At 71.2% G+C, this 19,936-nt stretch carries 18 protein-coding genes; 5 read left to right on the top strand and 13 right to left on the bottom strand.

The genetic code is table 11. The features are described from left to right. Positions 1-23: 23 nt before the first annotated feature. From fbaA to OOK38_RS12350, 7 genes are all read right to left on the bottom strand, one after another. Positions 24-1,046, bottom strand: coding sequence for a class II fructose-bisphosphate aldolase (gene fbaA, locus OOK38_RS12320; protein WP_266760917.1), 1,023 nt, complete (start codon positions 1,044-1,046; stop codon positions 24-26). Between the two features lie 186 nt (positions 1,047-1,232). Further along, positions 1,233-1,781 carry an orotate phosphoribosyltransferase gene (gene pyrE / locus OOK38_RS12325; RefSeq protein ID WP_266760915.1) on the bottom strand — a complete coding sequence of 183 codons (549 nt, stop codon included), beginning with the start codon at positions 1,779-1,781 and terminating at the stop codon, positions 1,233-1,235. 10 nt (positions 1,782-1,791) lie between these two features. Then, positions 1,792-2,586: an aldose 1-epimerase gene (locus OOK38_RS12330; protein ID WP_266760913.1), complete on the bottom strand. Its 795-nt coding sequence runs from the start codon at positions 2,584-2,586 to the stop codon at positions 1,792-1,794. Between the two features lie 45 nt (positions 2,587-2,631). Further along, the gene (locus OOK38_RS12335) at positions 2,632-3,711 is read right to left on the bottom strand and encodes a carbon monoxide dehydrogenase (RefSeq protein WP_266760911.1); all 1,080 of its coding nucleotides are present in this window, start codon (positions 3,709-3,711) and stop codon (positions 2,632-2,634) included. A 67-nt stretch (positions 3,712-3,778) separates the two neighbouring features. Then, positions 3,779-5,425, bottom strand: a complete 1,647-nt coding sequence (locus OOK38_RS12340) for a polyamine aminopropyltransferase (RefSeq protein WP_266760909.1) — start codon at positions 5,423-5,425, stop codon at positions 3,779-3,781. 177 nt (positions 5,426-5,602) lie between these two features. Further along, positions 5,603-6,133, bottom strand: a complete 531-nt coding sequence (locus OOK38_RS12345) for a DUF2617 family protein (protein ID WP_266760907.1) — start codon at positions 6,131-6,133, stop codon at positions 5,603-5,605. Between the two features lie 388 nt (positions 6,134-6,521). Then, positions 6,522-6,803, bottom strand: coding sequence for a hypothetical protein (locus tag OOK38_RS12350; protein ID WP_266760906.1), 282 nt, complete (start codon positions 6,801-6,803; stop codon positions 6,522-6,524). A gap of 405 nt (positions 6,804-7,208) precedes the next feature. Here OOK38_RS12350 and OOK38_RS12355 point away from each other — a divergent pair, with 405 nt between their 5' ends. Further along, positions 7,209-8,198, top strand: coding sequence for a teichoic acid biosynthesis protein C (locus OOK38_RS12355; RefSeq protein ID WP_266760904.1), 990 nt, complete (start codon positions 7,209-7,211; stop codon positions 8,196-8,198). Between the two features lie 125 nt (positions 8,199-8,323). Here the strand turns inward: OOK38_RS12355 and OOK38_RS12360 are convergent, their stop codons facing one another. After that, positions 8,324-8,773: a hypothetical protein gene (locus tag OOK38_RS12360; RefSeq protein ID WP_266760902.1), complete on the bottom strand. Its 450-nt coding sequence runs from the start codon at positions 8,771-8,773 to the stop codon at positions 8,324-8,326. A 256-nt stretch (positions 8,774-9,029) separates the two neighbouring features. On the opposite strand from OOK38_RS12360, the gene OOK38_RS12365 reads away from it, so the two are divergent. After that, positions 9,030-10,241 carry a pyridoxal phosphate-dependent aminotransferase gene (locus OOK38_RS12365; protein WP_266760900.1) on the top strand — a complete coding sequence of 404 codons (1,212 nt, stop codon included), beginning with the start codon at positions 9,030-9,032 and terminating at the stop codon, positions 10,239-10,241. 130 nt (positions 10,242-10,371) lie between these two features. Then, positions 10,372-11,571 (top strand): hypothetical protein, encoded by a 1,200-nt coding sequence (locus OOK38_RS12370; protein WP_266760898.1) that lies wholly within the window; start codon positions 10,372-10,374, stop codon positions 11,569-11,571. Positions 11,572-11,613: 42 nt separating this feature from the next. On the opposite strand, the gene OOK38_RS12375 is transcribed toward OOK38_RS12370, so the two are convergent. Both OOK38_RS12375 and clpB read right to left on the bottom strand, forming a co-directional pair. Beyond that, positions 11,614-12,144 carry a YbjN domain-containing protein gene (locus OOK38_RS12375; protein WP_266760896.1) on the bottom strand — a complete coding sequence of 177 codons (531 nt, stop codon included), beginning with the start codon at positions 12,142-12,144 and terminating at the stop codon, positions 11,614-11,616. 342 nt (positions 12,145-12,486) lie between these two features. Continuing rightward, a complete protein-coding gene (gene clpB, locus OOK38_RS12380) occupies positions 12,487-15,099 on the bottom strand; it encodes an ATP-dependent chaperone ClpB (RefSeq protein ID WP_266760894.1) in 2,613 nt (870 codons plus the stop codon). A gap of 129 nt (positions 15,100-15,228) precedes the next feature. On the opposite strand from clpB, the gene OOK38_RS12385 reads away from it, so the two are divergent. Then, entirely contained in the window at positions 15,229-15,642 is a 414-nt protein-coding gene (locus OOK38_RS12385; protein WP_266760892.1) for a pyridoxamine 5'-phosphate oxidase family protein, read from the top strand. Positions 15,643-15,863: 221 nt separating this feature from the next. On the opposite strand, the gene OOK38_RS12390 is transcribed toward OOK38_RS12385, so the two are convergent. Then, positions 15,864-16,199 (bottom strand): hypothetical protein, encoded by a 336-nt coding sequence (locus tag OOK38_RS12390; protein ID WP_266760890.1) that lies wholly within the window; start codon positions 16,197-16,199, stop codon positions 15,864-15,866. A gap of 336 nt (positions 16,200-16,535) precedes the next feature. On the opposite strand from OOK38_RS12390, the gene OOK38_RS12395 reads away from it, so the two are divergent. Next, positions 16,536-17,528, top strand: coding sequence for a helix-turn-helix transcriptional regulator (locus OOK38_RS12395; RefSeq protein WP_266760888.1), 993 nt, complete (start codon positions 16,536-16,538; stop codon positions 17,526-17,528). Between the two features lie 36 nt (positions 17,529-17,564). On the opposite strand, the gene OOK38_RS12400 is transcribed toward OOK38_RS12395, so the two are convergent. Continuing rightward, positions 17,565-18,629 (bottom strand): helix-turn-helix transcriptional regulator, encoded by a 1,065-nt coding sequence (locus tag OOK38_RS12400; protein ID WP_266760886.1) that lies wholly within the window; start codon positions 18,627-18,629, stop codon positions 17,565-17,567. Between the two features lie 458 nt (positions 18,630-19,087). Next, positions 19,088-19,744, bottom strand: a complete 657-nt coding sequence (locus OOK38_RS12405; protein ID WP_266848407.1) for a M15 family metallopeptidase — start codon at positions 19,742-19,744, stop codon at positions 19,088-19,090. Positions 19,745-19,936 lie beyond the last annotated feature (192 nt).

Genomic DNA, 19,936 nt, shown 5'->3' on the forward strand with positions numbered 1-19,936 from the left:
CCGGGGGTACCGCTCCCGGATGACTACTTGAGGCGGGTGCCCGTGGAACGCAGGGCGGCGCAGGCCTCGGTCACACGCTGGGCCATGCCGGCCTCGGCGAGCTTGCCCCAGGTGCGCGGGTCGTACTTCGACTTGGTGCCGACCTCGCCGTCGACCTTCAGGACACCGTCGTAGTTGCGGAACATGTGGTCCACGACGGGCCGGGTGAAGGCGTACTGGGTGTCGGTGTCGAGGTTCATCTTCACGACGCCGTTCTCCAGCGCGGTGGCGATCTCCTCGGCGGTGGAGCCGGAGCCGCCGTGGAAGACGAAGTCGAACGGGCTCGCCTTGCCGTACTTGGCGGCCACGCCCTCCTGGAGGTCCTTGAGGAGCTCCGGGCGCAGGACGACGTTGCCCGGCTTGTAGACGCCGTGCACGTTGCCGAACGACGCGGCGAGCAGGTAGCGGCCCTTGTCGCCCAGGCCGAGGGCCTCGGCGGTGCGCAGGGCGTCGTCGACGGTCGTGTACAGCTCGTCGTTGATCTCGTGGCTGACGCCGTCCTCCTCGCCACCGGTCGGGGTGATCTCGACCTCGAGGATGATCTTCGCGGCGACGGCCTTGGCGAGCAGCTCCTGGCCGATCGCCAGGTTGTCGGCGAGGGTCTCGGCGGAGCCGTCCCACATGTGGGACTGGAACAGCGGGTTCTCACCGCGGGCGACGCGCTCGGCGGAGATGTCGAGCAGCGGACGTACGTAGCCGTCCAGCTTGTCCTTGGGGCAGTGGTCCGTGTGCAGCGCGACCGTGATGTCGTACTTCGCGGCCACGATGTGCGCGAACTCGGCGAGCGCGACGGCGCCGGTCACCATGTCCTTGTTGTGCTGACCGCCCAGGAACTCCGCACCACCGGTGGAGATCTGGATGATGCCGTCGCTCTCCGCCTCCGCGAAGCCGCGCAGCGCAGCGTGCAGGGTCTGGGACGAGGTCACGTTGATGGCCGGGTAGGCGAACTTGCCTGCCTTCGCCCGGTCGAGCATCTCGTTGTAGACCTCGGGGGTTGCGATGGGCATCTGTCCGCTCCTTGTATGTGCGGGTCTGCGTACTGCTGCTGCGGTACGACGGGACTGGTGCTTATGGCCCTGACCTAGGGGGGCGACGTCATCGTCGGCCCCATCTTTCCAGACGTCGCCGGATGCTCCAGCCCCCCTGTCCGGCATGCGGGACCCGCCGTTCGGCGGGGTCCCGGGGGAGCATCGTCAGTCGAGCCCCAACTCGCCCTTGGAGTAGGCGAAGAGGTACGGGACGCCGGCTCCCGACTCGATCTTCTCGGCGGCGCCGGTGGCGCGGTCGACGATCGTGGCGACACCGACGACCTCGGCTCCGGCCTCCCGGACGGCCTGGACGGCCTCGAGCGGGGAGCCGCCCGTGGTCGAGGTGTCCTCGACCACGAGGACGCGCCGGCCCTTGATCTCGGGACCCTCGACACGGCGCTGCAGGCCGTGCGCCTTGGCGGCCTTGCGGACGACGAAGGCGTCCAGCCTGCGGCCGCGCGCGGAGGCCGCGTGCAGCATGGCCCCGGCGACCGGGTCGGCGCCCATGGTCAGCCCGCCGACCGCGTCGAAGTCCAGGTCGGCGGTGAGGTCGAGGAGGACCTGCCCGACGAGCGGGGCGGCCTCGCCGTCCAGCGTGATCCGGCGCAGGTCCACGTAATAGTCGGCCTCAAGACCCGAGGAGAGGGTCACCTTGCCGTGCACCACGGCCTTGTCCTTGATCTGCTGCAGCAGCGCGCCGCGTACGTCACTCATGGACGCCAGCTTAGAGCCGCCGCCAGCTCCAGGTCGTGGTGGCTTCGAGGGGCTCGATGGGTGTGACCAGCCGGGGGTGGGTGTTGAGCCCGTTCGGCGGACCGGTCTGCGGCTCGACGCACACGGCCGCCTCCTGCTCGTCGTAGACGACGACCCACTCCTCGCGGCTGCCGACCTTCAGCTCGAGCCGCCCCGGCCAGGTGAGCGTCACGTCGACGCCGCCCGGCATGCCGAAGCAGTCGTCCCAGGGGCCGGGCTCCGGGTCGAGGCGGCGGCCGGTGGGCAGATGGTCGTCGCCCCGCTCCTCCTGCCAGGCGGGCCGGAAATCGACGCGGACGTCCTCGCCGCCCTCCCCCAGGTTCCTGTTGAACCAGGGATGCCAGCCGATCTGGGCGGGGAACGAGTCCGCGTGCGCCTCCACGGACATGGTCAGCGTCAGCGCGTCCTCGGTGAGAGTGAAGGACTGGGTGACGCGGGCGGGATGCGGCCAGGGGTCCACCAGGTCGTACGTGATCACGGCCTCGCTCCCGGTGACGCGGGCCGTGGCCCAGGCGCCGTCGCGGGCGGTTCCGTGGATCGCGTGCGGCGGGGAGTTGAGCGGCATCTGCCGGACGGCGGCACCGTCGAGGAACCGGCCGTCGCGGATCCGCCCGCACCACGGGACCATCGGGAAGCACCCGAACTTCGCGCCCTGTCGCAGCAGTTCGACGCCGCCGACCCGCAGACTTCCGACCCGTCCGCCGTTCCCCGGCGCCACGGTCACCTCCGCGTCACCCGCGGTCAGCGTGATGTCTTCGTTACTCACGGAGTTGACCCTACTGGGGCGGGAGCGCCGCGTGGTTCCCCGCCCTCACCGGCGCTTGCGCAGCGCCCGGGTCACGGCGATCGCCGAGGCCAGCGCGAGGGCCGCCGCGGGGGCCGCCCAGCGGAGGGTGGCGCGGGCGGCCATGGCCTCCGGGGGCGGCACGGGGGCGTAGCGGCCACGCGGAGGAGCGTGGTCCACCTCCTCCGCGCTGCGCCCGATCATCGTCCGCCGCGCGTGCGCCGCCTCGGCCATCGCGTCCTCGCCCCCCAGCTCCTCGTCCTCCGCCACGAAGTCCTCCCCGTCGAACCCGCCGCCCCCGGCCGAGGAATCGAGCGAAGGAGGCGGCACCTCGGCCTCGAAGACGGAGGAAGCCCCGGTTCCGTGCCCGCCTTCGGACTCGGTCCCGGCTTCCTGCCCGGCTTCGGGCTCGGTTTCGGGCTCGGCTCCGGGCTCGGGCTCAGCGCCGGCCTCGGGCTCGGATTCGGCCTTGAGGTCGGGCTCGGACACGCCCGTGGACGTGGTGTCGGTCGAGGGGCCGGTGTCGGGGGTGGGGCCGGTGTCGGGGGTGGCGGCGGCCGGGGTCGCGAGGCCCGCGGCCAGCGCCTCGCCGAAGCGGGTCAGCAGGCGCAGTCCGGCCGAGGACACCGCGTCGTGCGGGAGTTCGGCCACGCGGCCGTCGCCGGAGGCCGTGCCGCCGAACGCGAGGGTGGTACCGCTGTCGGAGGAAACGAGCCGCAGGGTCAACGCCAGTTTCACGGTGCCCCCGCCGCGCACCTCCGTGGCGTCGCCCTCGACGGCGTACGAGCCCTCGTCCTGGGCGGTGACGCGGAACGCGCCGCGATAGGTGATCGTGTGCCCGGCGACGCGGACCTTCAGGCGCCCGGCGACCCGCGCGCCCGGCTCGCGGCCGGCTCGGGAGGACATGTCCGCGGCGTCCTCGCCGGTCCCGGAGACGGCGTCCTGCCCCGTCCCGGAGGCGGGCGGCGCACCCGTGTCCGCCGTGCCGTCGGAGACGGCCGACGCGTCCTGCTGGAGACCCGGGACCGCGCGGGCGATCCGGACGGGATCCGCCAGGGCCTCCCTCAGCCGCCCGGCCGGAAACGGAACGAACACCTCATGCTCCATGTCAGCCGAGCCTACCCAGCACGACCCGGACCGCACCCGCGTATCACGGGATTCCCGCGTCTCCGCCTCAGTCGGCGTACCGCGGATGCACCAGCGTGGAGGGCGGCAGGGGGTGGGGGACACGGCTTCGGTCGGCGGCGCGCGCGTCGGCCGTCAGGGCCGCCTGGGTGAGGGTGCGCAGGCGTGGACAGTGGGAGGCCAGCCGCAGGGACGCGGGCGTGCGGGAGGCCAGGATGAAGCCCCAGTCGCCGCCGGGGCCCGCCCCGCCGATGGTGCGGTCGGGACCGGCGGCGAAGCCGGAGTCCCGGCCGGCGACACGGTAGGGCCTGGTGAACAGGCCGGCCGCGCGGATCGTCGAGTCGACCGTCCAGAAGGCCCGGTGCCGGTCGGCCAGCGGGCCGGCGTGGACCACGAGCCGGCCGCCGGGGGCGAGGACGCGGCGCGCGAGGCCGTAGAACTCCTGCGAGTACATCTTGGTGCTCGCGGTGATGCCGGGATCGGGCAGGTCCGAGATGACGACGTCGTACGTCGAACGGGCGTCGCGCAGCCGGCTGAAGGCGTCCGCCGTCACCTCGTGTACCCGGGGGTCGTCGTACACATGACGGTTGAGGGCGGACAGCGCGGCGTCGTGGCGGGCCAGCCGGACCACGTCCGCGTCGAGTTCGACGACGTCGACGCTGCGCACCCCGGAGTGGCGCAGCACCTCGCGGGCGGCGAGTCCGTCACCGCCGCCGAGGATCAGTACGCGCGCGTGGGGGCCGTTCATCGCGGGGTGGACGAGCGCCTCGTGGTAGCGGTGCTCGTCGCGGCCGCTGAACCGCGCGCGGCCGTCGAGGAAGAGGTGGAGAGGGCGGCCGCGGGTGCCGCCGGTGAGGACGACCTCCTGGACGCCGGTGCGGAGCGCGACGCGCACGTCCGCCCCGTACAGCGCGTGCCGTGCGGCCCGTTCGAAGTCGTCGACCAGCACCGCGGCCGAGGCGAGGAGGCCGAGGACGAGGAGGTTGGAGACCAGCAGCGTCCAGCGCGCGCGGCGGGTCAAGTCCTTCCGGAACAGGCCGAGTACGAGGGCTCCGCCCGCCAGCGCGTTCACCGTCCCGGTCAGCAGCGCGCCCGTCAGCTGGCCGAACAGGGGCAGCAGCAGGAAGGGGAAGGCGAGGCCGCCGACGAGGGCGCCCACGTAGTCCGCCGCGAACAGGTCGGCCACCGCGCCGCCGGGGTCCTGGCGGCGGATGCGCTGTATGAGCTCCATGAGGAGAGGGACTTCGGCGCCGATGAGCAGGCCGATGGTGAGCGAGAAGGCCACCAGCAGATAGCGGGGGCCGTCCGTCCACAGGCCGCCCCAGCCGCCGGTCCAGGCGAACACCGCGTACAGGGCCATCGCACTGCATCCGCCGACCAGTGCGAGCGCCGCCTCGACCGCGCCGAAGCCGGCCGCGGCGCGCGGGCGGAGCCGTTTCGCGGCGAGGGAGCCGACGCCCATGGCGAAGACCATGACGGAGAGCACGACGGATGCCTGGGTGACCGAGTCGCCGATCAAGTACGAGGCGAGGGCGACGAGTTCGAGTTCGTACACGAGTCCGCACGCGGCGCAGACGAACACTCCCGCCAGGACGAGGAACCTGCCGATGCCCGGGCGGACGGGCAGCCGCGCCTGGCCCTGGACGCCCCTGGGCGGCGGCACGCCGGGGGGAGCTGGCGCGTGCGGTTCGATCACGCCGTGAACGCTACGTCACGCCGCCACTACGTCTCGTCACCCACACGTGTGGAAACCCTTGCGCTTCATGGCACATGGAGTTGACCTGGGCATCTTCCCGGCACACCGCCCGCGAACCCCACCATCCGCGACTCCCTCGCTCCGCCACGCTTCCGGTGTCCGATCGCGCGCTCGCCCTCAGACGCCGGACGTACTGAGGGCGTCCGTCCGCACGCCGACCCGCGTACGCGTCGCGACCAACTGGCCGTCCTGCGGATACGCGTGCCACGTACGCCAATGGACCTGGCCCTCGTGGCGCTGGGCGAGCATCGCGGTGAAGGCGTGCGGGCTGCCGGGGAAGACGCCGGCGAGTCCCTGGGGGTGGTCGGAGACCAGGGCCAGCAACTCCTGGGCACGGCCCGCGAAAGAACCGGGGGACAGGATTTCGACCCGGGCCGCGAACTCGTACTCCCAGTCGTCGAACCGCTTCGCGACGCCGAGCGGCAGGGGTGTGCTGCTGCCGGGGATGCACGCGACGGTCTCCGAGCAACTGCCCCGCTCCTCCTCCAGGAGTACCTGGTGGGATGCGCCGAGCAGCCTCAACTGCAGTTTTGCCCCGTCCAGTTCGAGGTCGAGTGCGGCGAGGGCCGGCAGCGGTTCGCGGCCCAGAGCCCAGGCGAGATCGGCCGCGCGCGTGTCGGTGTACGAGGTGTTCAGGGTCGTGAGCATGGGTCGGCTCCGCTAGCACGCAAAGGTGAGGTGGGGTTCCGGCGCACCCGGTCAACACCGGGGGAACGGCCCGGCCAGCCCGGCCGGAAGGGCATCCGAAGGACGCGTCCGATAGGACCATCCGATGGACTTCCGAGGCCTGTCGGCCCAGGGCTGCTTGGTGATGTACCAGGGCTGCTTTGGTGGTTTAGAGGGAATCATGAACTGTGGGGCCGCCACAGCGTTTTTACCCAACTTCGTGCGGTTTCCATCCCCCCGAGGGCTCCGCAGCTCAACTGTTCAACTATGGCGTGCGCCCCGCGCACGGAGGTGCCCGTCGGCAGTCGTCGGCCGACGGGCACCTCCGTGCGCCGGATGCGTTCCCCGCGAGGAGCTCAGCTGCCCCGTGTCAGCTGCCTCCGCCGCATCCGCCCCCGCCGCCGCACGAGGACCCGCCTCCGCAGGACGAGCCTCCGCACGACGAGTTGCCCCCACAGGAGTGACCCCCGTGGTGCCCGCCCGACGAACCGCCGGACGAACCGCAGGACACGGCGCCCCCCGAACCGCCGGCCCACCAGCTGCTGGTGCCTCCGCCACTGCTCCTGGAACGGCGGCGCCCCTTCTTGGCCCCGCCGACGACCTTCATGATCACAACGAGCAGGACGACCGCCAGGATGATGCCGATGATCATGGCGTCACCCTCCTTTCGTTCCCCCGAAGCGGCCCCCCGTGGGCCGTGCTTCTCGATTCCGGTCTTGCGTGACAGGGGGATGCCCGCACGCCTCCCGGCGCAAAGCAAAGTTGAGGAACTCCAGAGCTTCCACATATGGGGACGACCCCTGGCCTGCGCAGACTCATGCGCCCGAGCGATTGCGGCGTCGGCGGGTCCCTGGGCTCGTCCGGCACTCTCGAACGCCGTTGCTGTCCGCGCGTTCTCACGGAGCAGCCGACCGTTCCCGTTCGCCTCCGCCACGAGACCCGGACACTCAACTGCCCACCGGGGTACGGCACATCGCTCATCCTCCGCCCCTGCCTCCGCCCCTGCGACGGCTAACATCACGTGCCCCAGCCTTCCCCCACACCCCTGGAGTCCCCCATGAACCGCACCCCTGGCCTCCCCCTTTCCCGCCGCGGCCTCATACGCACGGGCGCCGGCGGCGCGCTCGCGGCGCTCGGGCTCGGCGTCGGCGCGCAGACCGCCTCCGCCGCGGTGGCCACCACCAAGCGGTTCGATCTCACGCAGCCCTCGTCCGACCTGTTCCGGTCCAAGACCACGCACGGTGTACGGGTCCAGCAGAGCTTCGCCTTCGACTGGGTGAACAAGTTCCTGTTCGTGGCGACCAAGCGGACCGACAGCCCCGAGTCCGCCGGTGACCTGTGCATCAACAAGATGGACTTCGACGGGAACTACATCTCGTACATGCACCTCAACGGCTTCGGCCACGGCGTCGCCTTCGCCGCGCTGCCGCACGGTTCCGGCACCGACCTGTGGATCGAGTGCGCCTCGGACGAGAACGCGAACGAGAACGGGTTCGGCACCGCGCTCACCCCTGTCCGTTTCACCGCCGACACCACCCTGAACTCGCCGGCTGCCTCGGCCGCCCACCGGCCGATCTCCGGGGCCACCGAGTACACCTGCTCCGCCGACCCGGTCTACCAGCGCATGATCGTGCGGTACCACACCAGCGGCGGCAAGCGCATCGCCGTGTACCCCCTCTCCGCCTTCGAGACGAGGACCTTCGGGTCGCCGCTGGTCGACTTCGCGCAGCCGACGATCTCCGGCACCGCGCAGGGCTACGCCCTCTACGGCTCGTACATGTACTTCCTGACGGGTGACCGCTACCCGGGCGACGGCAAGCCCGTCGGCGACGGCAACACCCACATCACCAGTATTGACATCAACACGGGCCTCGTGAAGCAGGGCCCCGAGCTCACCACGGCCGGCTCCACGCTCACGTGGCGCGAGCCCGAGGGCATGGCGATCTACCGCACCGACGCCGGCGAGGCCCGCCTGTTCTTCGGCTTCGCCACCGGCGAGGAGGGCGACCGGCGCTCCAGCATCTTCTACAAGAAAGCGCTGATCTGAGCCGTGTCCGCCGGGCGGCCGGTCGAACGCCGGAGAGCGTCCCGCACGAAGAAGGCCCCTGATCTGCTCACATCAGCAGGTCAGGGGCCGTCGAAGTCCCACCGGGCCGGACGGCCCGCGCGTGTTTACGCGTGGCCCTGGTACGCGATGCTGCACCACGCCCCGGTGCCCTTGACCGCACACACCTGGATGAAGACCTCGGTGCCCTCCGCCAGGTTGCCGGTGTTCCAGCCGCTCGTGTAGGGGGACGGCATCCCACGCGTGGTCGCGTAACGCCCCGTCGTCGGGTCGATCATGCGCGCCTCTATGCCGAACCCGTCGTCGTCGACGTCCTTCACCCGGAACGCGTCGCCCGGTTCGCTGCCCGAGGGATCGCCGTTCCACTCCATGGTGCCCGCGTGGTTGCCGAGGTAGTAGACCTTGACGTCGAAGCTCCCGTCGGCGGACACCCCGCCCTTCGAGAAAGTGAAGTCGGCCGCCGCCGCGTCGGTCGCTCCGAGCGTGAGGGAGGTTCCGACGACGAGCGCGCTGGTCGCCAGGAACGTCCCGACACGGTTTCTTGTCTTCTGATTCATCAGGTTCCCTCAAGTAGGTTGAAAAACAGCTGAGTTGATCGGTGATCATCACTCGCCGGACCGGTGCGGTCAACTCGTTTCGAGGGGGGTCCGGTCGGCGGCCACTGTCTCCGGTCGGTGTCGGCGGCGATGTCCACCGACTTTTCCGGGACGGAAACGGGCCCTCTGCGGGCGGACCGAAGGAGCCGTCCGAGAAGTCGTCCGAGGGGCCGTCCGAGGGGTCGTGGGTTGAGGAACTCCCGGGCCCGGGCGGAGGATGACCGGCATGACCTCCAGCGCGCGCCCCTTCCTGAACCGCCGGCTCGCCGAGTTCGGGACGACGATCTTCGCCGAGATGTCCGCCCTCGCGACGAGTACCGGCTCGATCAACCTCGGCCAGGGTTTCCCGGACACGGACGGCCCCGAAGAGATCCGGGAGGCGGCCGTACGCGCGCTGCGGGACGGGCGCGGCAACCAGTACCCGCCGGGTCCCGGCGTCCCCGAGCTGCGCACCGCGATCACCGCGCATCACAAGCGCCACTACAACCTGTCGTACGACCCCGACACCGAGGTCCTGGTGACGGTGGGCGCCACCGAGGCCATCGCCGCCGCCCTGCTCGCGCTCCTGGAGCCCGGCGACGAGGTGATCGCCCTGGAGCCGTACTACGACTCGTACGCGGCCTGCATCGCCATGGCGGGCGGGACGCGCGTGCCGGTGACGCTGCGCCCCGACGAGGGCACCCAGGACGGGGGCACCCATCGGCGCTTCCGGCTCGACCTCGATGAGCTGCGCGACGCCGTCACCGACCGGACCCGGCTGCTGCTGATCAACACCCCGCACAATCCGACCGGCACCGTCCTGACCCGCACGGAGCTGACGGAGATCGCGCGGCTCGCCGTCGAGCGGGATCTGCTCGTGGTGACGGACGAGGTCTACGAGCACCTCGTCTTCGACGACGCCGAGCACGTACCGCTGGCCGGTCTGCCGGGGATGCGCGAGCGGACGGTCACCATCGGCAGCGCGGGCAAGACGTTCTCGTTCACCGGCTGGAAGGTCGGCTGGGTGACCGCGCCCCCGGCCCTGGTCAGCGCCGTACGGTCGGCGAAGCAGTTCCTGACGTACGTGGCCTCGGGGCCGTTCCAGTACGCCGTCGCCGAGGCGCTCGCGCTGCCGGACTCGTACTTCGAGGCCTTCCGCGCCGACATGCTGCGCAAGCGGGACGTGCTGGCGGCGGGACTCACCGAGGCGGGCTTCGCGGTCTTCCGGCCGCAGGGGACGTACTTCATCACCACCGACATCCGGCCGCTCGGCGAGACGGACGGGTTCGCGTTCTGCCGCGCCCTGCCCGAACGCGCCGGGGTCGTGGCCATCCCGAACGCCGTCTTCTACGACCACCGCGAGCAGGGCGCGCCTTTCGTGCGGTTCGCGTTCTGCAAGGCGCCGGAGGTGCTGGAGGAGGCGTCCCGGCGGCTGAAGGCGGCCTGGTAGCCGGCGCCCGCCCCCGCCGTCTAACACCGGCCGCGCCCTCCGTACGGGCGACGCGCCGGAGGGCCCGGAACGGAACCCGCACGGACGAGCAGAGCTCGCGAAGGCCCCGCAGGGAACGCACAGTTCGGGTGTGACCCACCCGAGTACCCTCGCTCGCCCCGCCCTCACGGAGCCCGGCGACCGTGCCGTCCGACCGTCCCGCGCCGCGCACAGCCTGCCGTCCGCCGCGGTGACGGCGCTCGGGCTGTTCGCCGCCGTGCGCCTGGCCGGTCTCGTCGTGCTCGCCGCGACCGCCTGGGCCACCGGCAAGCACCCGGTCGCCCTGCTCGCGCGGTCCTGGGACTCGGCCTGGTACCTGGGGATCGCGGCGCACGGCTACGGCCGGACGCTCTTCTTCCACCCCACGGTCGTCCACAGCGACCTGGCGTTCTTCCCGCTCTACCCGGCCCTCGTGCGTGCCGTCACCGCGCTGACCCCGCTGAGCGGGGGCACGGCGGGTCTGCTGGTCTCCTGGCTCGCGGCGGCGGCCGCGGTGTGCGGGGTGTACGCGATCGGGGCCCGCCTGCACGGCCGGGCGGTGGGTACCGCGCTGGTGCTGCTGTGGGGTCTGCTGCCGCACTCGGTGGTGCTGTCGATGGCGTACACCGAGCCCGTGCTGACCGCGTTCGCCGCGTGGGCGCTGTACGCGGTGCTCGACGGGCGCTGGCTGTGGGCGGGCACGCTGGCCGCGCTGGCGGGGCTGGCCCGGCCGAACGGCTTCACGGTGGCCGCGGCGGTCCTCGCTGCGGCGGCGCACACGATCTGGCGGAACCGCGGAAAAGTTTCCCACAGGCTGTGGACGGGCGCCGCGCTCGCGCCGCTCGGCTGGGGCGGCTATGTGCTGTGGGTGGGGCACCGCAAGGGCGATCTGCTCGGCGGCTACTTCGAGGTGCAGCGGCTGTGGGGCTCGCGCTTCGACCTCGGCCTCGGGTCGCTCCGCTTCGTCAAGCACCTGCTGCTGCACGGGGACCGTTTCGTGTTCCCCATGACGGTGATGATCGTCGCCGCGGCCGTACTGCTGTACGCGCTGCTGATCGCGGACCGGGCGCCCCTGCCGCTGCTGGTCTACAGCGGCGTCCTGCTGCTGATCGCGGTGGGCGGCTCCGGGTTCTTCGAGTCGAAGCCGCGCTTCCTGCTGCCGGCGTTCCCGCTTCTGCTGCCCCTGGCCCGCGCCCTGGTGCGAACGGCGAGAGCCCGCCCCTGGCACGCGACCATGGTGGTCGGTGCCCTGGCCGGGCTCTCGTTCGCCTACGGCGCCTATCTGGTCGTGATCGCGCACACGCCGCTGTAACCGGCCGCGCGCGCCGCGAGGAACGCCGCTGCGAGGACGGCTCTACTCCTCGTCGTCCTCGGGCTTCTCCGCCTCGTTGATCTCCTGCTCCAGGCCGAGCTGCTCGACGAGCCACTTGTCGAACTCGATGGCGGCGCGCACCCAGCTGACCGTGGAGGACACGAAGTGCTCCAGGCTGACGCCGGTGCCGATCAGCATCTGCGCCTCGCCGATCAGGCGGACGGTGCCGTCGTCGTGGGTGTGGCTGTAGACCTTGGGCCACAGGGTGCGACGGTTCCAGTCGTCGATCGACTCGAGGAGCGCGGGCTTCTCCTCGAGCTGGTGCGGCCGGTCATAGAACGTCCGGACCGAGAAGACCTGCTGGTCACCCTCGCCGCGGAACATGAAGTACGTACGGAATTCCTCCCACGGCGCCGCGAGGTCACCCTCGTCGTCGACGACGTACTTCAGCTCCATCTGTTCCAGGAGCTGCTTCACGAGGTCCTGATCCGGGACCACGGGGCCCGCGGGGCCGCCGGACTGCGGCTCGGGCTGGCCCCCGAAGTTCGGAATCGAGGACGGGTCGATGCTCACCGTGTATTTCCCTTCGTACGGATGGTGCCATCCTCCCCCATGCGGGGCGGGGAGTGGCAACCTCTGGCGGAGCCTGTCCGCCGGGGGCTGACAAGATCCGGTCACGCGCGGGCATCGGGCCAGGTGGGGACGGTCCGCACGGACGCGCCGGAAGCCGCCCGGACAGCCGTGACATGAACATCCAGCGGTGACATGAACATTCATGAGCCGGCCGAGCGCGACGCGGCCGGCCGAAGCCGTCGCCGAAGCGACGGGTCCGGGCATGCGGAGGGCCCGCGGCGGGTGTGCCGCGGGCCCCTGCCGTATTCCGGCGCCGCTCACAGTGTCCTGCCGGTCCCCGGCCTACAGCGTCTTGCCCGTGGCCGGCCCCACGATCAGGCCGTCGCCGAAGGCGTCCACGCGGACCGTGTCGCCGTCCTTGACCTCGCCCGCCAGGATCTCCTTGGCCAGACGGTCGCCGATGGCGGTCTGGACGAGGCGCCGCAGCGGGCGCGCTCCGTACGCCGGGTCGTTCCCCTCCTCGGCGAGCCAGGCCAGGGCCGCGTCGGTGACCTCCAGGGTGAGCCGGCGTTCGGCGAGCCGCTTGGCCAGGCGGTCGATCTGGAGCCTGGCGATGCGCTCCAGCTGCCGCTGGTCGAGCGCGGAGAAGACGACGAGGTCGTCCAGCCGGTTCAGGAACTCCGGCTTGAAGGAGGCGCGGACGACGTCCAGAACCTGCCGCTTCCGGTCCTCCTCGGAGGACAGCGGATCGGCGAGACTCTGCCCGCCCAGGAACTGGCTCCCCAGGTTCGAGGTGAGGATCAGGATGGTGTTGCGGAAGTCGACCGTCCGTCCCTGACCGTCCGTCAGCCGCCCGTCGTCCAGCACCTGGAGCAGGATGTCGAAGACCTCGGGGTGCGCCTTCTCCACCTCGTCGAGCAGGATCACGCTGTACGGGCGACGGCGCACGGCCTCGGTGAGCTGGCCGCCCTCCTCGTAGCCGATGTACCCGGGCGGCGCTCCGACCAGCCGGGCCACGCTGTGCTTCTCGCCGTACTCCGACATGTCAATGCGGATCATCGCCCGCTCGTCGTCGAAGAGGAAGTCGGCGAGGGCCTTGGCGAGTTCGGTCTTGCCGACGCCCGTCGGGCCGAGGAAGAGGAAGGAGCCGGTGGGCCGGTCCGGGTCGGCGATTCCGGCACGGGTGCGGCGCACGGCGTCCGACACGGCGCCCACGGCCTCGGTCTGGCCGATCAGGCGGCGGTCCAACTCCTCCTCCATGCGCAGGAGTTTCTGCGTCTCGCCCTCCAGCAGGCGGCCTGCGGGGATGCCGGTCCAGGCTCCGACGACGTCCGCGATGTCGTCGGGCCCGACCTCCTCCTTCACCATGGTGTCCTTGCCGGCCTCCTCCTCGGCCTCCGAGGCGGCCTCCAAGTCCCTTTCCAGGGTGGGGATCTCGCCGTAGAGCAGCTTGGAGGCGGTGTCGAAGTCGCCGTCGCGCTGGGCCCGTTCGGCCTGGCCGCGGAGCTCGTCGAGCTTCTCCTTCAGCTCACCGACACGGTTGAGGGACTGCTTCTCCTTCTCCCAGCGGGCGGTGAGGCCGCGCAGTTCCTCCTCCTTGTCGGCGAGGTCGCGGCGCAGCTTGTCCAGCCGCTCCCGGCTGGCGGCGTCCGTCTCCTTGCCGATCGCCAGCTCCTCCATCTTCAGCCGGTCGACGACACGCTGGAGCTCGTCGATCTCGACCGGGGACGAGTCGATCTCCATGCGCAGCCGCGAGGCCGCCTCGTCGACGAGGTCGATGGCCTTGTCGGGGAGGAAACGGGAGGTGATGTAGCGGTCGGACAGGGTCGCGGCGGCCACCAGCGCCCGGTCGGCGATCTGGACCTTGTGGTGGGCCTCGTACCGGCCCTTGAGTCCGCGCAGGATCGCGATGGTGTCCTCGACGGTCGGCTCGGCGACCAGCACCTGCTGGAAGCGCCGCTCCAGCGCCGGGTCCTTCTCGATCCGCTCGCGGTACTCGTCGAGGGTGGTGGCGCCGACCATGCGCAGCTCACCGCGGGCGAGCATGGGCTTGAGCATGTTGCCCGCGTCCATGGCGGAGTCGCCGCCCGCGCCGGCCCCGACGACGGTGTGCAGCTCGTCGATGAAGGTGATGACCTGCCCGTCGGAGTCCTTGATCTCCGCGAGCACGGTCTTCAGGCGCTCCTCGAACTCGCCCCGGTACTTCGCACCGGCGACCATCGCGCCGAGGTCGAGCGAGACGAGCCGCTTGTTCTTGAGGGACTCGGGTACATCGCCCTTCACGATCCGCTGGGCGAGCCCCTCGACGACGGCCGTCTTGCCGACGCCGGGCTCTCCGATGAGGACGGGGTTGTTCTTCGTGCGGCGGGACAGGACCTGCACCACCCGGCGGATCTCGTGGTCCCGGCCGATGACGGGGTCGAGCTTGCCCTCACGCGCCGCGGCGGTGAAGTCGGTACCGAACTTTTCGAGCGCCTTGTACTGGCCCTCGGGATCCGGGGTCGTCACCCTGCGCCCTCCCCTGCTCTTCTGGAACGCGTCGAGCAGCTTTTTCGCGCCGGCGCCCTGCTGGGAGAGTACGTCGGCGATCTGACCGCCCTTCGCGGCGATCCCGACGAGCAGGTGCTCGGTGGAGATGAACTCGTCGCCGAGCTCCTTGGCGCGCTCCGCGGCGTCGGCGATGACGGCGAGCAGGTCGCGGTTGGGCTGCGGGGGCGCGACGGTGGAGCCGGTCACGCTGGGCAGGCCGGCGAGCACGCGCTCGGTGCCGGCGCGCACGGAGGCCTGATCGGCGTCCACGGCTGCCAGCAGGTCGATGATGTTCTCGTTGTCCTGCCCCTCCAGCAGAGCGAGCAGCAGGTGAGCGGGCGTGAGGTCCGGGTGCCCCTCCTTCACGGCGCGGTTGCTGGCCGCGTTGATCGCGTCCCGGCTCCTGTTGGTCAGCTCGGCGTCCACGTTCGCGTTCTCCTCCTCCTGGTGTCCTGACCGTTGCCTGACTGAAGCAACGTACACAAAGTTGAGTCTATTCCACTCAAGGCTGGAGTGGGGGCGGAACGGGCCCCGCGAGGCGTAGATTCGGGCCTCATGGCTTCCTATCCGGTGGACCCGCGGCAGCCCGACGCCGCCTACCTGAGCTTCTGGCGCGAGCGCCACCTGTGCACCCTGACGACACTCCGGGCCGACGGCTCCCCGCATGTGGTGCCCGTCGGCGTTACATACGACCCCGAGGCCGGTCTCGCTCGGGTCATCACCAACAAGTCCAGCGCGAAGGTGGGCCACGTGCTCGCGGCGGGGCCGGACGGGGCGCGCGTGGCGGTCTGCCAGGTGGACGGCCCGCGCTGGGCGACGCTGGAGGGGCTGGCCAGGGTCTCCACGGACCCGGCACGCGTCGCGGAGGCGGTACGGCGCTACGCGGAGCGGTACGAGCGCACGCCGGCGCCGAACCCGTCCCGCGTGGTGATCGAGATCGAGCTCACGGGCGCGATGGGCCGCGGATGAGACGGCGGGGGGCGGCAGCCGGCGGAGGGAGAGGCCGGGCGGCCCGCGGGGCGAGCAGCCCCCGGAGCCCCGGGGCGCCGCGGCCGGTTCCGGCCCGTGGCGCGACAGGGCGGAACCTGGATCTTTCCCGTAAAACTGCAGCGGCGTCACCGTGTTCAGGTCACGGTGACGCCGCTGCGGGGGGAAGTACCTGCGCGATCTACTACGACGGGGGAATCGCGTCAGGCACTGCGGGGGGTGGCTGCGATGGTCTCGATGTCCGGGACGTCCGGACCGGCCAGCCGGTGGTCGCGCTGGTCGAGGTTCACAAAGATCATTCCGTAACGGATGGCGCACCGTACCGGCTGTGGCGCCCCCCGAGGCCGCCGCAGACACCGGTAGGCCCGTACGTCCTCGTCGTCGTCGCGGGTGACGACCACGGGCTCCCCGAACACGGTCACCATCAGCGAGTCACCGCTGCCGGGGATGGCGGTGACCAGATCGATGAAGTGCCAGCCGGATCGGTAGGCGGTGGCCATTTCTCGGCGAAAGGAACGGTCGTCCGGGGGAATAGTCATGTCAAGCCCAGACACTGTCGTCAGTGCGGTCGGGAGACACCGGCCAAACGCTGTCGCCGGCTACCACGGTGACCGCGGCTGCCGCTGGCCAGACACTGTCTGCCCGAACGTCGCCCTTCGCATCGGAGAGGCCACTCAGCGCTCCGAAGGCCGTGACGGCGGAGAAGGCGGCGACAAGCACCAAGCGAAGCATTTTCTTACGCATAATCGGCTTCGTCCTCACTTGAAGGTCCCCTCTTCCCCCGTCGGATACGACGATGGCTCATTTGGGGAGGTCATGGCCACACAATCGATGCATCATGTTCCTGCACGTTCAGGACCCTGGGGGGTGGAGATTTGATAACCAATGGGACTAAAGCGACACATCCCCATGCGGTGACCGAGTTGTGTGGGGAAGGTGGCCGACTTTATGCGATCGCTCTCCGCACGGGACGTATCGCCCGTGCAGACGTGGAGAGTGCTCCCTGTTTGATGGAGTTCGCCCTTCTCCACCCGGATCCTGACGATGCGAACTGGCTGCGCCCCGTGCCCCCGTCGGCCGCCCTGGCCCAGCGGCTCAACGCTATAGAGCGCGAGATCACCGAGCGCAGACGGATGTCGATCGAACTGGCCGATGCTTTCGAGCCGTTCATGACCCTCAGCGCGCAGGCGGCCGCGACCACTCACTCGATCACAGTGCTCGAGGGCAACGACCGGATCAACGCGGCACTCGACCTGGCGACGGCCCAGTGCCAGACCGAGATGCTCACGGTCCAGCCGAGCGGCCCCCGCCCCGAACGCAACCTCATTCAGGGGCTGGAGCGGGACAGGCCTTTGATCGAACGTGGTGTGCGCATACGGACCCTCTATCAGCACACCGCGCGATACAGCCCCGAGAAACTGGCCTACGTGGACCAGCTCTCCAACGGCAAGGTGGAGCACCGCACCATCGACGAGCTGGTCGAGCGGCTCATCATCTGCGACGAGACCGTCGCCTTCATCCCCACCCGCGACGACCAGAAGGTGGCCCTCGAGCTTCGTCACCCGGGCCTCGTCCGCTACCTGATCAAGGTCTTCGAGTTCATGTGGGGCCGCTCCGTCCCGCTGAGCGCCGGCGCACCCTACGAAACCGCCCCCGACGGCATCACGGACATCCAGCACTCCATCGCGAAACTCCTCGTGGAGGGCCACGTGGACGAGGCGATAGCCCGCCGCCTCGGCATGAACGTCCGCACCTGCCGTGCCCACATCGCCAAGCTGGCCTCCGCCCTCGGCAGCGGAAGCCGTGCTCAACTCGGCTTCCTGATAGCCCAGTCGGGACTCCTGGACCAGCCCGAGGGAGGGGAGTGACCCCGGCGGCGGGAGCAGGGGCCCGGCCCGGCGGTGTCAACGGCCGCCCGGGGACCCCCGGTCGGGCACACCGGGGGCGTCAGGGGCCGCCTCCGCGACGGTGACGGTCTCCAGCTCCGGAGAGCGCTGGGGCCCGTCCAGGCCCGCCTGAGCGATCCGTACGCCCAACTGCGTCCGGCTCGCCGCGCCCAGCGTCTCCGACAGCCGGGCGATGTGCGCCCGGCACGTCCGCACGCTGATCCCCAGGCGTTCCGCGACGACCGCGTCCTGGTGCCCCTCGGCCAGCAGCGCCGCGATGGACCGCTCCCGGTGGGTGATGCCCTCGATGCCCGTCGAGGGGAGCGGCGAGGCCAGCGGGATCGCCAGCCGCCACAGCCGCTCGAAGACCGTCACCAGGTAGTCCACCAGCGCCGGGTGCCGCAGTTCCAGGGCGATCGTGCGGTCCGAGTTCGCGGGGATGAAGGCGACCGTGCGGTCGAAGAGGATGAGGCGTTCGACGACCTCGTCGAGGGTGCGGGCCTCGGCCGCGTCGCCCATCAACTCCATGTAGTTCAGCAGGCCTTGGCCGTGCCGTGCCACGTGGGTGTACAGATCGCGCATGCGCACCCCGCGCCGCCGCATCTCCAGCGCCCGGTGCAGGCCCTCCACGAGTTCGTCCTCGCGCCGGATGCCGCCCGGCTGCACCGTCAGCACCTCACTGGTGCACTCCGAGGTGGCCTTGTCCATGGCCGCGTGGATCCGCGGCAGCCCGTCGAGGACGCGGATCGCCACTCCCTCGGCCGGTGTCCGTACCCGGCCGCCGAGCCCCGCGTACCACTCGAAGGCCGACACCGCGTCGCCCACCCGGGCCTGGCTCGCGCTGACTTCCTCGTACACGCCCCGCAGGAGCCGTGTCATGACCTCCTGGGGCGAGGTCGGCACCAGCCAGCCCATGTCGTCGGGATCGGGGTGCAGCAGCGCCAGTTCCACCAGGCAGGGCACCGCCTCGGCGTCCTCGCGGGGCACCCGGCCACGCCGCACGGCCCGGGAGTACACCCGGTCGCCGGCCTCGCACAGTCGGTCAGCGCCGTGCGGATGCCTGTCCGTCCCGTGCCCGGCCATCTCCCACCCCTGGCTCCAGCTCCGTCCCCTGGCGTGAGCCCGCGTCAGGGCGTCCTCCGCAGCGCAACTATGCGCGGACGCGTCCGGCATCGCAACACGGCTGCGCCTCCCCCGGGCGTCTTTTCACCCCTGGTCATCCCGATAAATCCTGACCTCCGCCGCGCCCGTTGCAACAAGCTGAAGGGGGCGTCCCCCGGACGTCCGGGAGATCGCGGAACAGCCTCCCCGGGCCCGCCCGGCGCCCGTCCTGGCCTCGGCCGGCGGAAATCAACTCACGCCGCCCCCAACGGACTTGCGGCGAGGACGCGGCGCCCCTCAGGGGCGGAGGCCGGAGCGGAGACCGCTGCGGAGGAGAAGGTGGCAGGCGCCGGGGCGCAGGCCGCGGCCGAGATGTTTCGCGGGCGGGTGTGGTGGCAGCGGCCGGGGTTCCGGGCTCGGCGTCGAGTTCGCCCCGGAACTCACCCCTCGAGTTCGCGGGGCCCGTAGAGCGCGTGACCGGCGCCCGTGGCGAGCGCCCAGTAGCGGTCGCCGTACGACCAGTGCCACCACTCGGTGGGGTAGTTGACGAGGCCCGCGGCGGTCAGCGCGTCGGACAGCAGCCGGCGGTGGGCCCGTGCCGTCCCGCTGATGCCGTCCGCGGCGCTGTAGCAGGCGCCGTCGCTCTCCTCGGGGTTCGCGTTCACCGGAGTGCCCATGTCCAGCTCGCGGCCGTCGGCGTCGACGAGGGTGAGGTCGACGGCGGCGCCCGCGCTGTGCGGGGCGATCTCGGGCGGGGACACGTAACGGCTCGCCACGTCGCGCAGGCGCGCGGCGTCCCACTCGGGGTGTTCCGCACGCAGTCCGGCGGCGTACCGGTCGAAGTAGAGCCGCTGGAGCGAGGGCGGGCGGTAGCCCTCGACGAACAGCAGCCGTATGCCGTCGGGCAGCAGTTCCCCGGCCGCCACGAGCCGGTTCAGCACCCCTTCGCGCAGATGCGCGTAGGCCCCCGAGTCGTCCCGTCTGCGGGCGTCGAGGGGGAAGGGCTCCTCCGCCCGTACGTCGAGGAGCGGCTCGCCGCAGTCCACGACGGGTATCGCGGCGATCTTCGGGTCGGACATCAGCACGATCCTGGACATGCGGCGATCATGCCGCATCGCGGGGCTGACGACCCCAGGGCCTCAGGGGCCCCAGAGGCCCCAGAGAGGCCGGGCGGGGCCCGGCCGGGGCATCCGGGTGCCGGGCGGGCGGACCGCCGCCCAGCACCCCGGAAGGACCCTCCTCGCCGCCCGTCACGACGGCGAGGACCCGTACCGACCGCCTCGCCCCGA

Origin of the sequence: Streptomyces sp. NBC_00568, from assembly GCF_026341855.1 — a bacterium.
Lineage (GTDB): Bacteria > Actinomycetota > Actinomycetes > Streptomycetales > Streptomycetaceae > Streptomyces.

What these genes read in the sequence shown, in the direction of transcription:
- fbaA (WP_266760917.1), bottom strand. Translation starts at nt 1,046, where the DNA reads ATGCCCATCGCAACCCCCGAGGTCTACAACGAGATGCTCGACCGGGCG.
- pyrE (WP_266760915.1), bottom strand. Translation starts at nt 1,781, where the DNA reads ATGAGTGACGTACGCGGCGCGCTGCTGCAGCAGATCAAGGACAAGGCC.
- OOK38_RS12335 (WP_266760911.1), bottom strand. Translation starts at nt 3,711, where the DNA reads ATGGAGCATGAGGTGTTCGTTCCGTTTCCGGCCGGGCGGCTGAGGGAG.
- OOK38_RS12345 (WP_266760907.1), bottom strand. Translation starts at nt 6,133, where the DNA reads ATGCTCACGACCCTGAACACCTCGTACACCGACACGCGCGCGGCCGAT.
- OOK38_RS12350 (WP_266760906.1), bottom strand. Translation starts at nt 6,803, where the DNA reads ATGATCATCGGCATCATCCTGGCGGTCGTCCTGCTCGTTGTGATCATG.
- OOK38_RS12355 (WP_266760904.1), top strand. Translation starts at nt 7,209, where the DNA reads ATGAACCGCACCCCTGGCCTCCCCCTTTCCCGCCGCGGCCTCATACGC.
- OOK38_RS12360 (WP_266760902.1), bottom strand. Translation starts at nt 8,773, where the DNA reads ATGAATCAGAAGACAAGAAACCGTGTCGGGACGTTCCTGGCGACCAGC.
- OOK38_RS12365 (WP_266760900.1), top strand. Translation starts at nt 9,030, where the DNA reads ATGACCGGCATGACCTCCAGCGCGCGCCCCTTCCTGAACCGCCGGCTC.
- OOK38_RS12385 (WP_266760892.1), top strand. Translation starts at nt 15,229, where the DNA reads ATGGCTTCCTATCCGGTGGACCCGCGGCAGCCCGACGCCGCCTACCTG.
- OOK38_RS12390 (WP_266760890.1), bottom strand. Translation starts at nt 16,199, where the DNA reads ATGACTATTCCCCCGGACGACCGTTCCTTTCGCCGAGAAATGGCCACC.
- OOK38_RS12400 (WP_266760886.1), bottom strand. Translation starts at nt 18,629, where the DNA reads ATGGCCGGGCACGGGACGGACAGGCATCCGCACGGCGCTGACCGACTG.
- OOK38_RS12405 (WP_266848407.1), bottom strand. Translation starts at nt 19,744, where the DNA reads ATGTCCAGGATCGTGCTGATGTCCGACCCGAAGATCGCCGCGATACCC.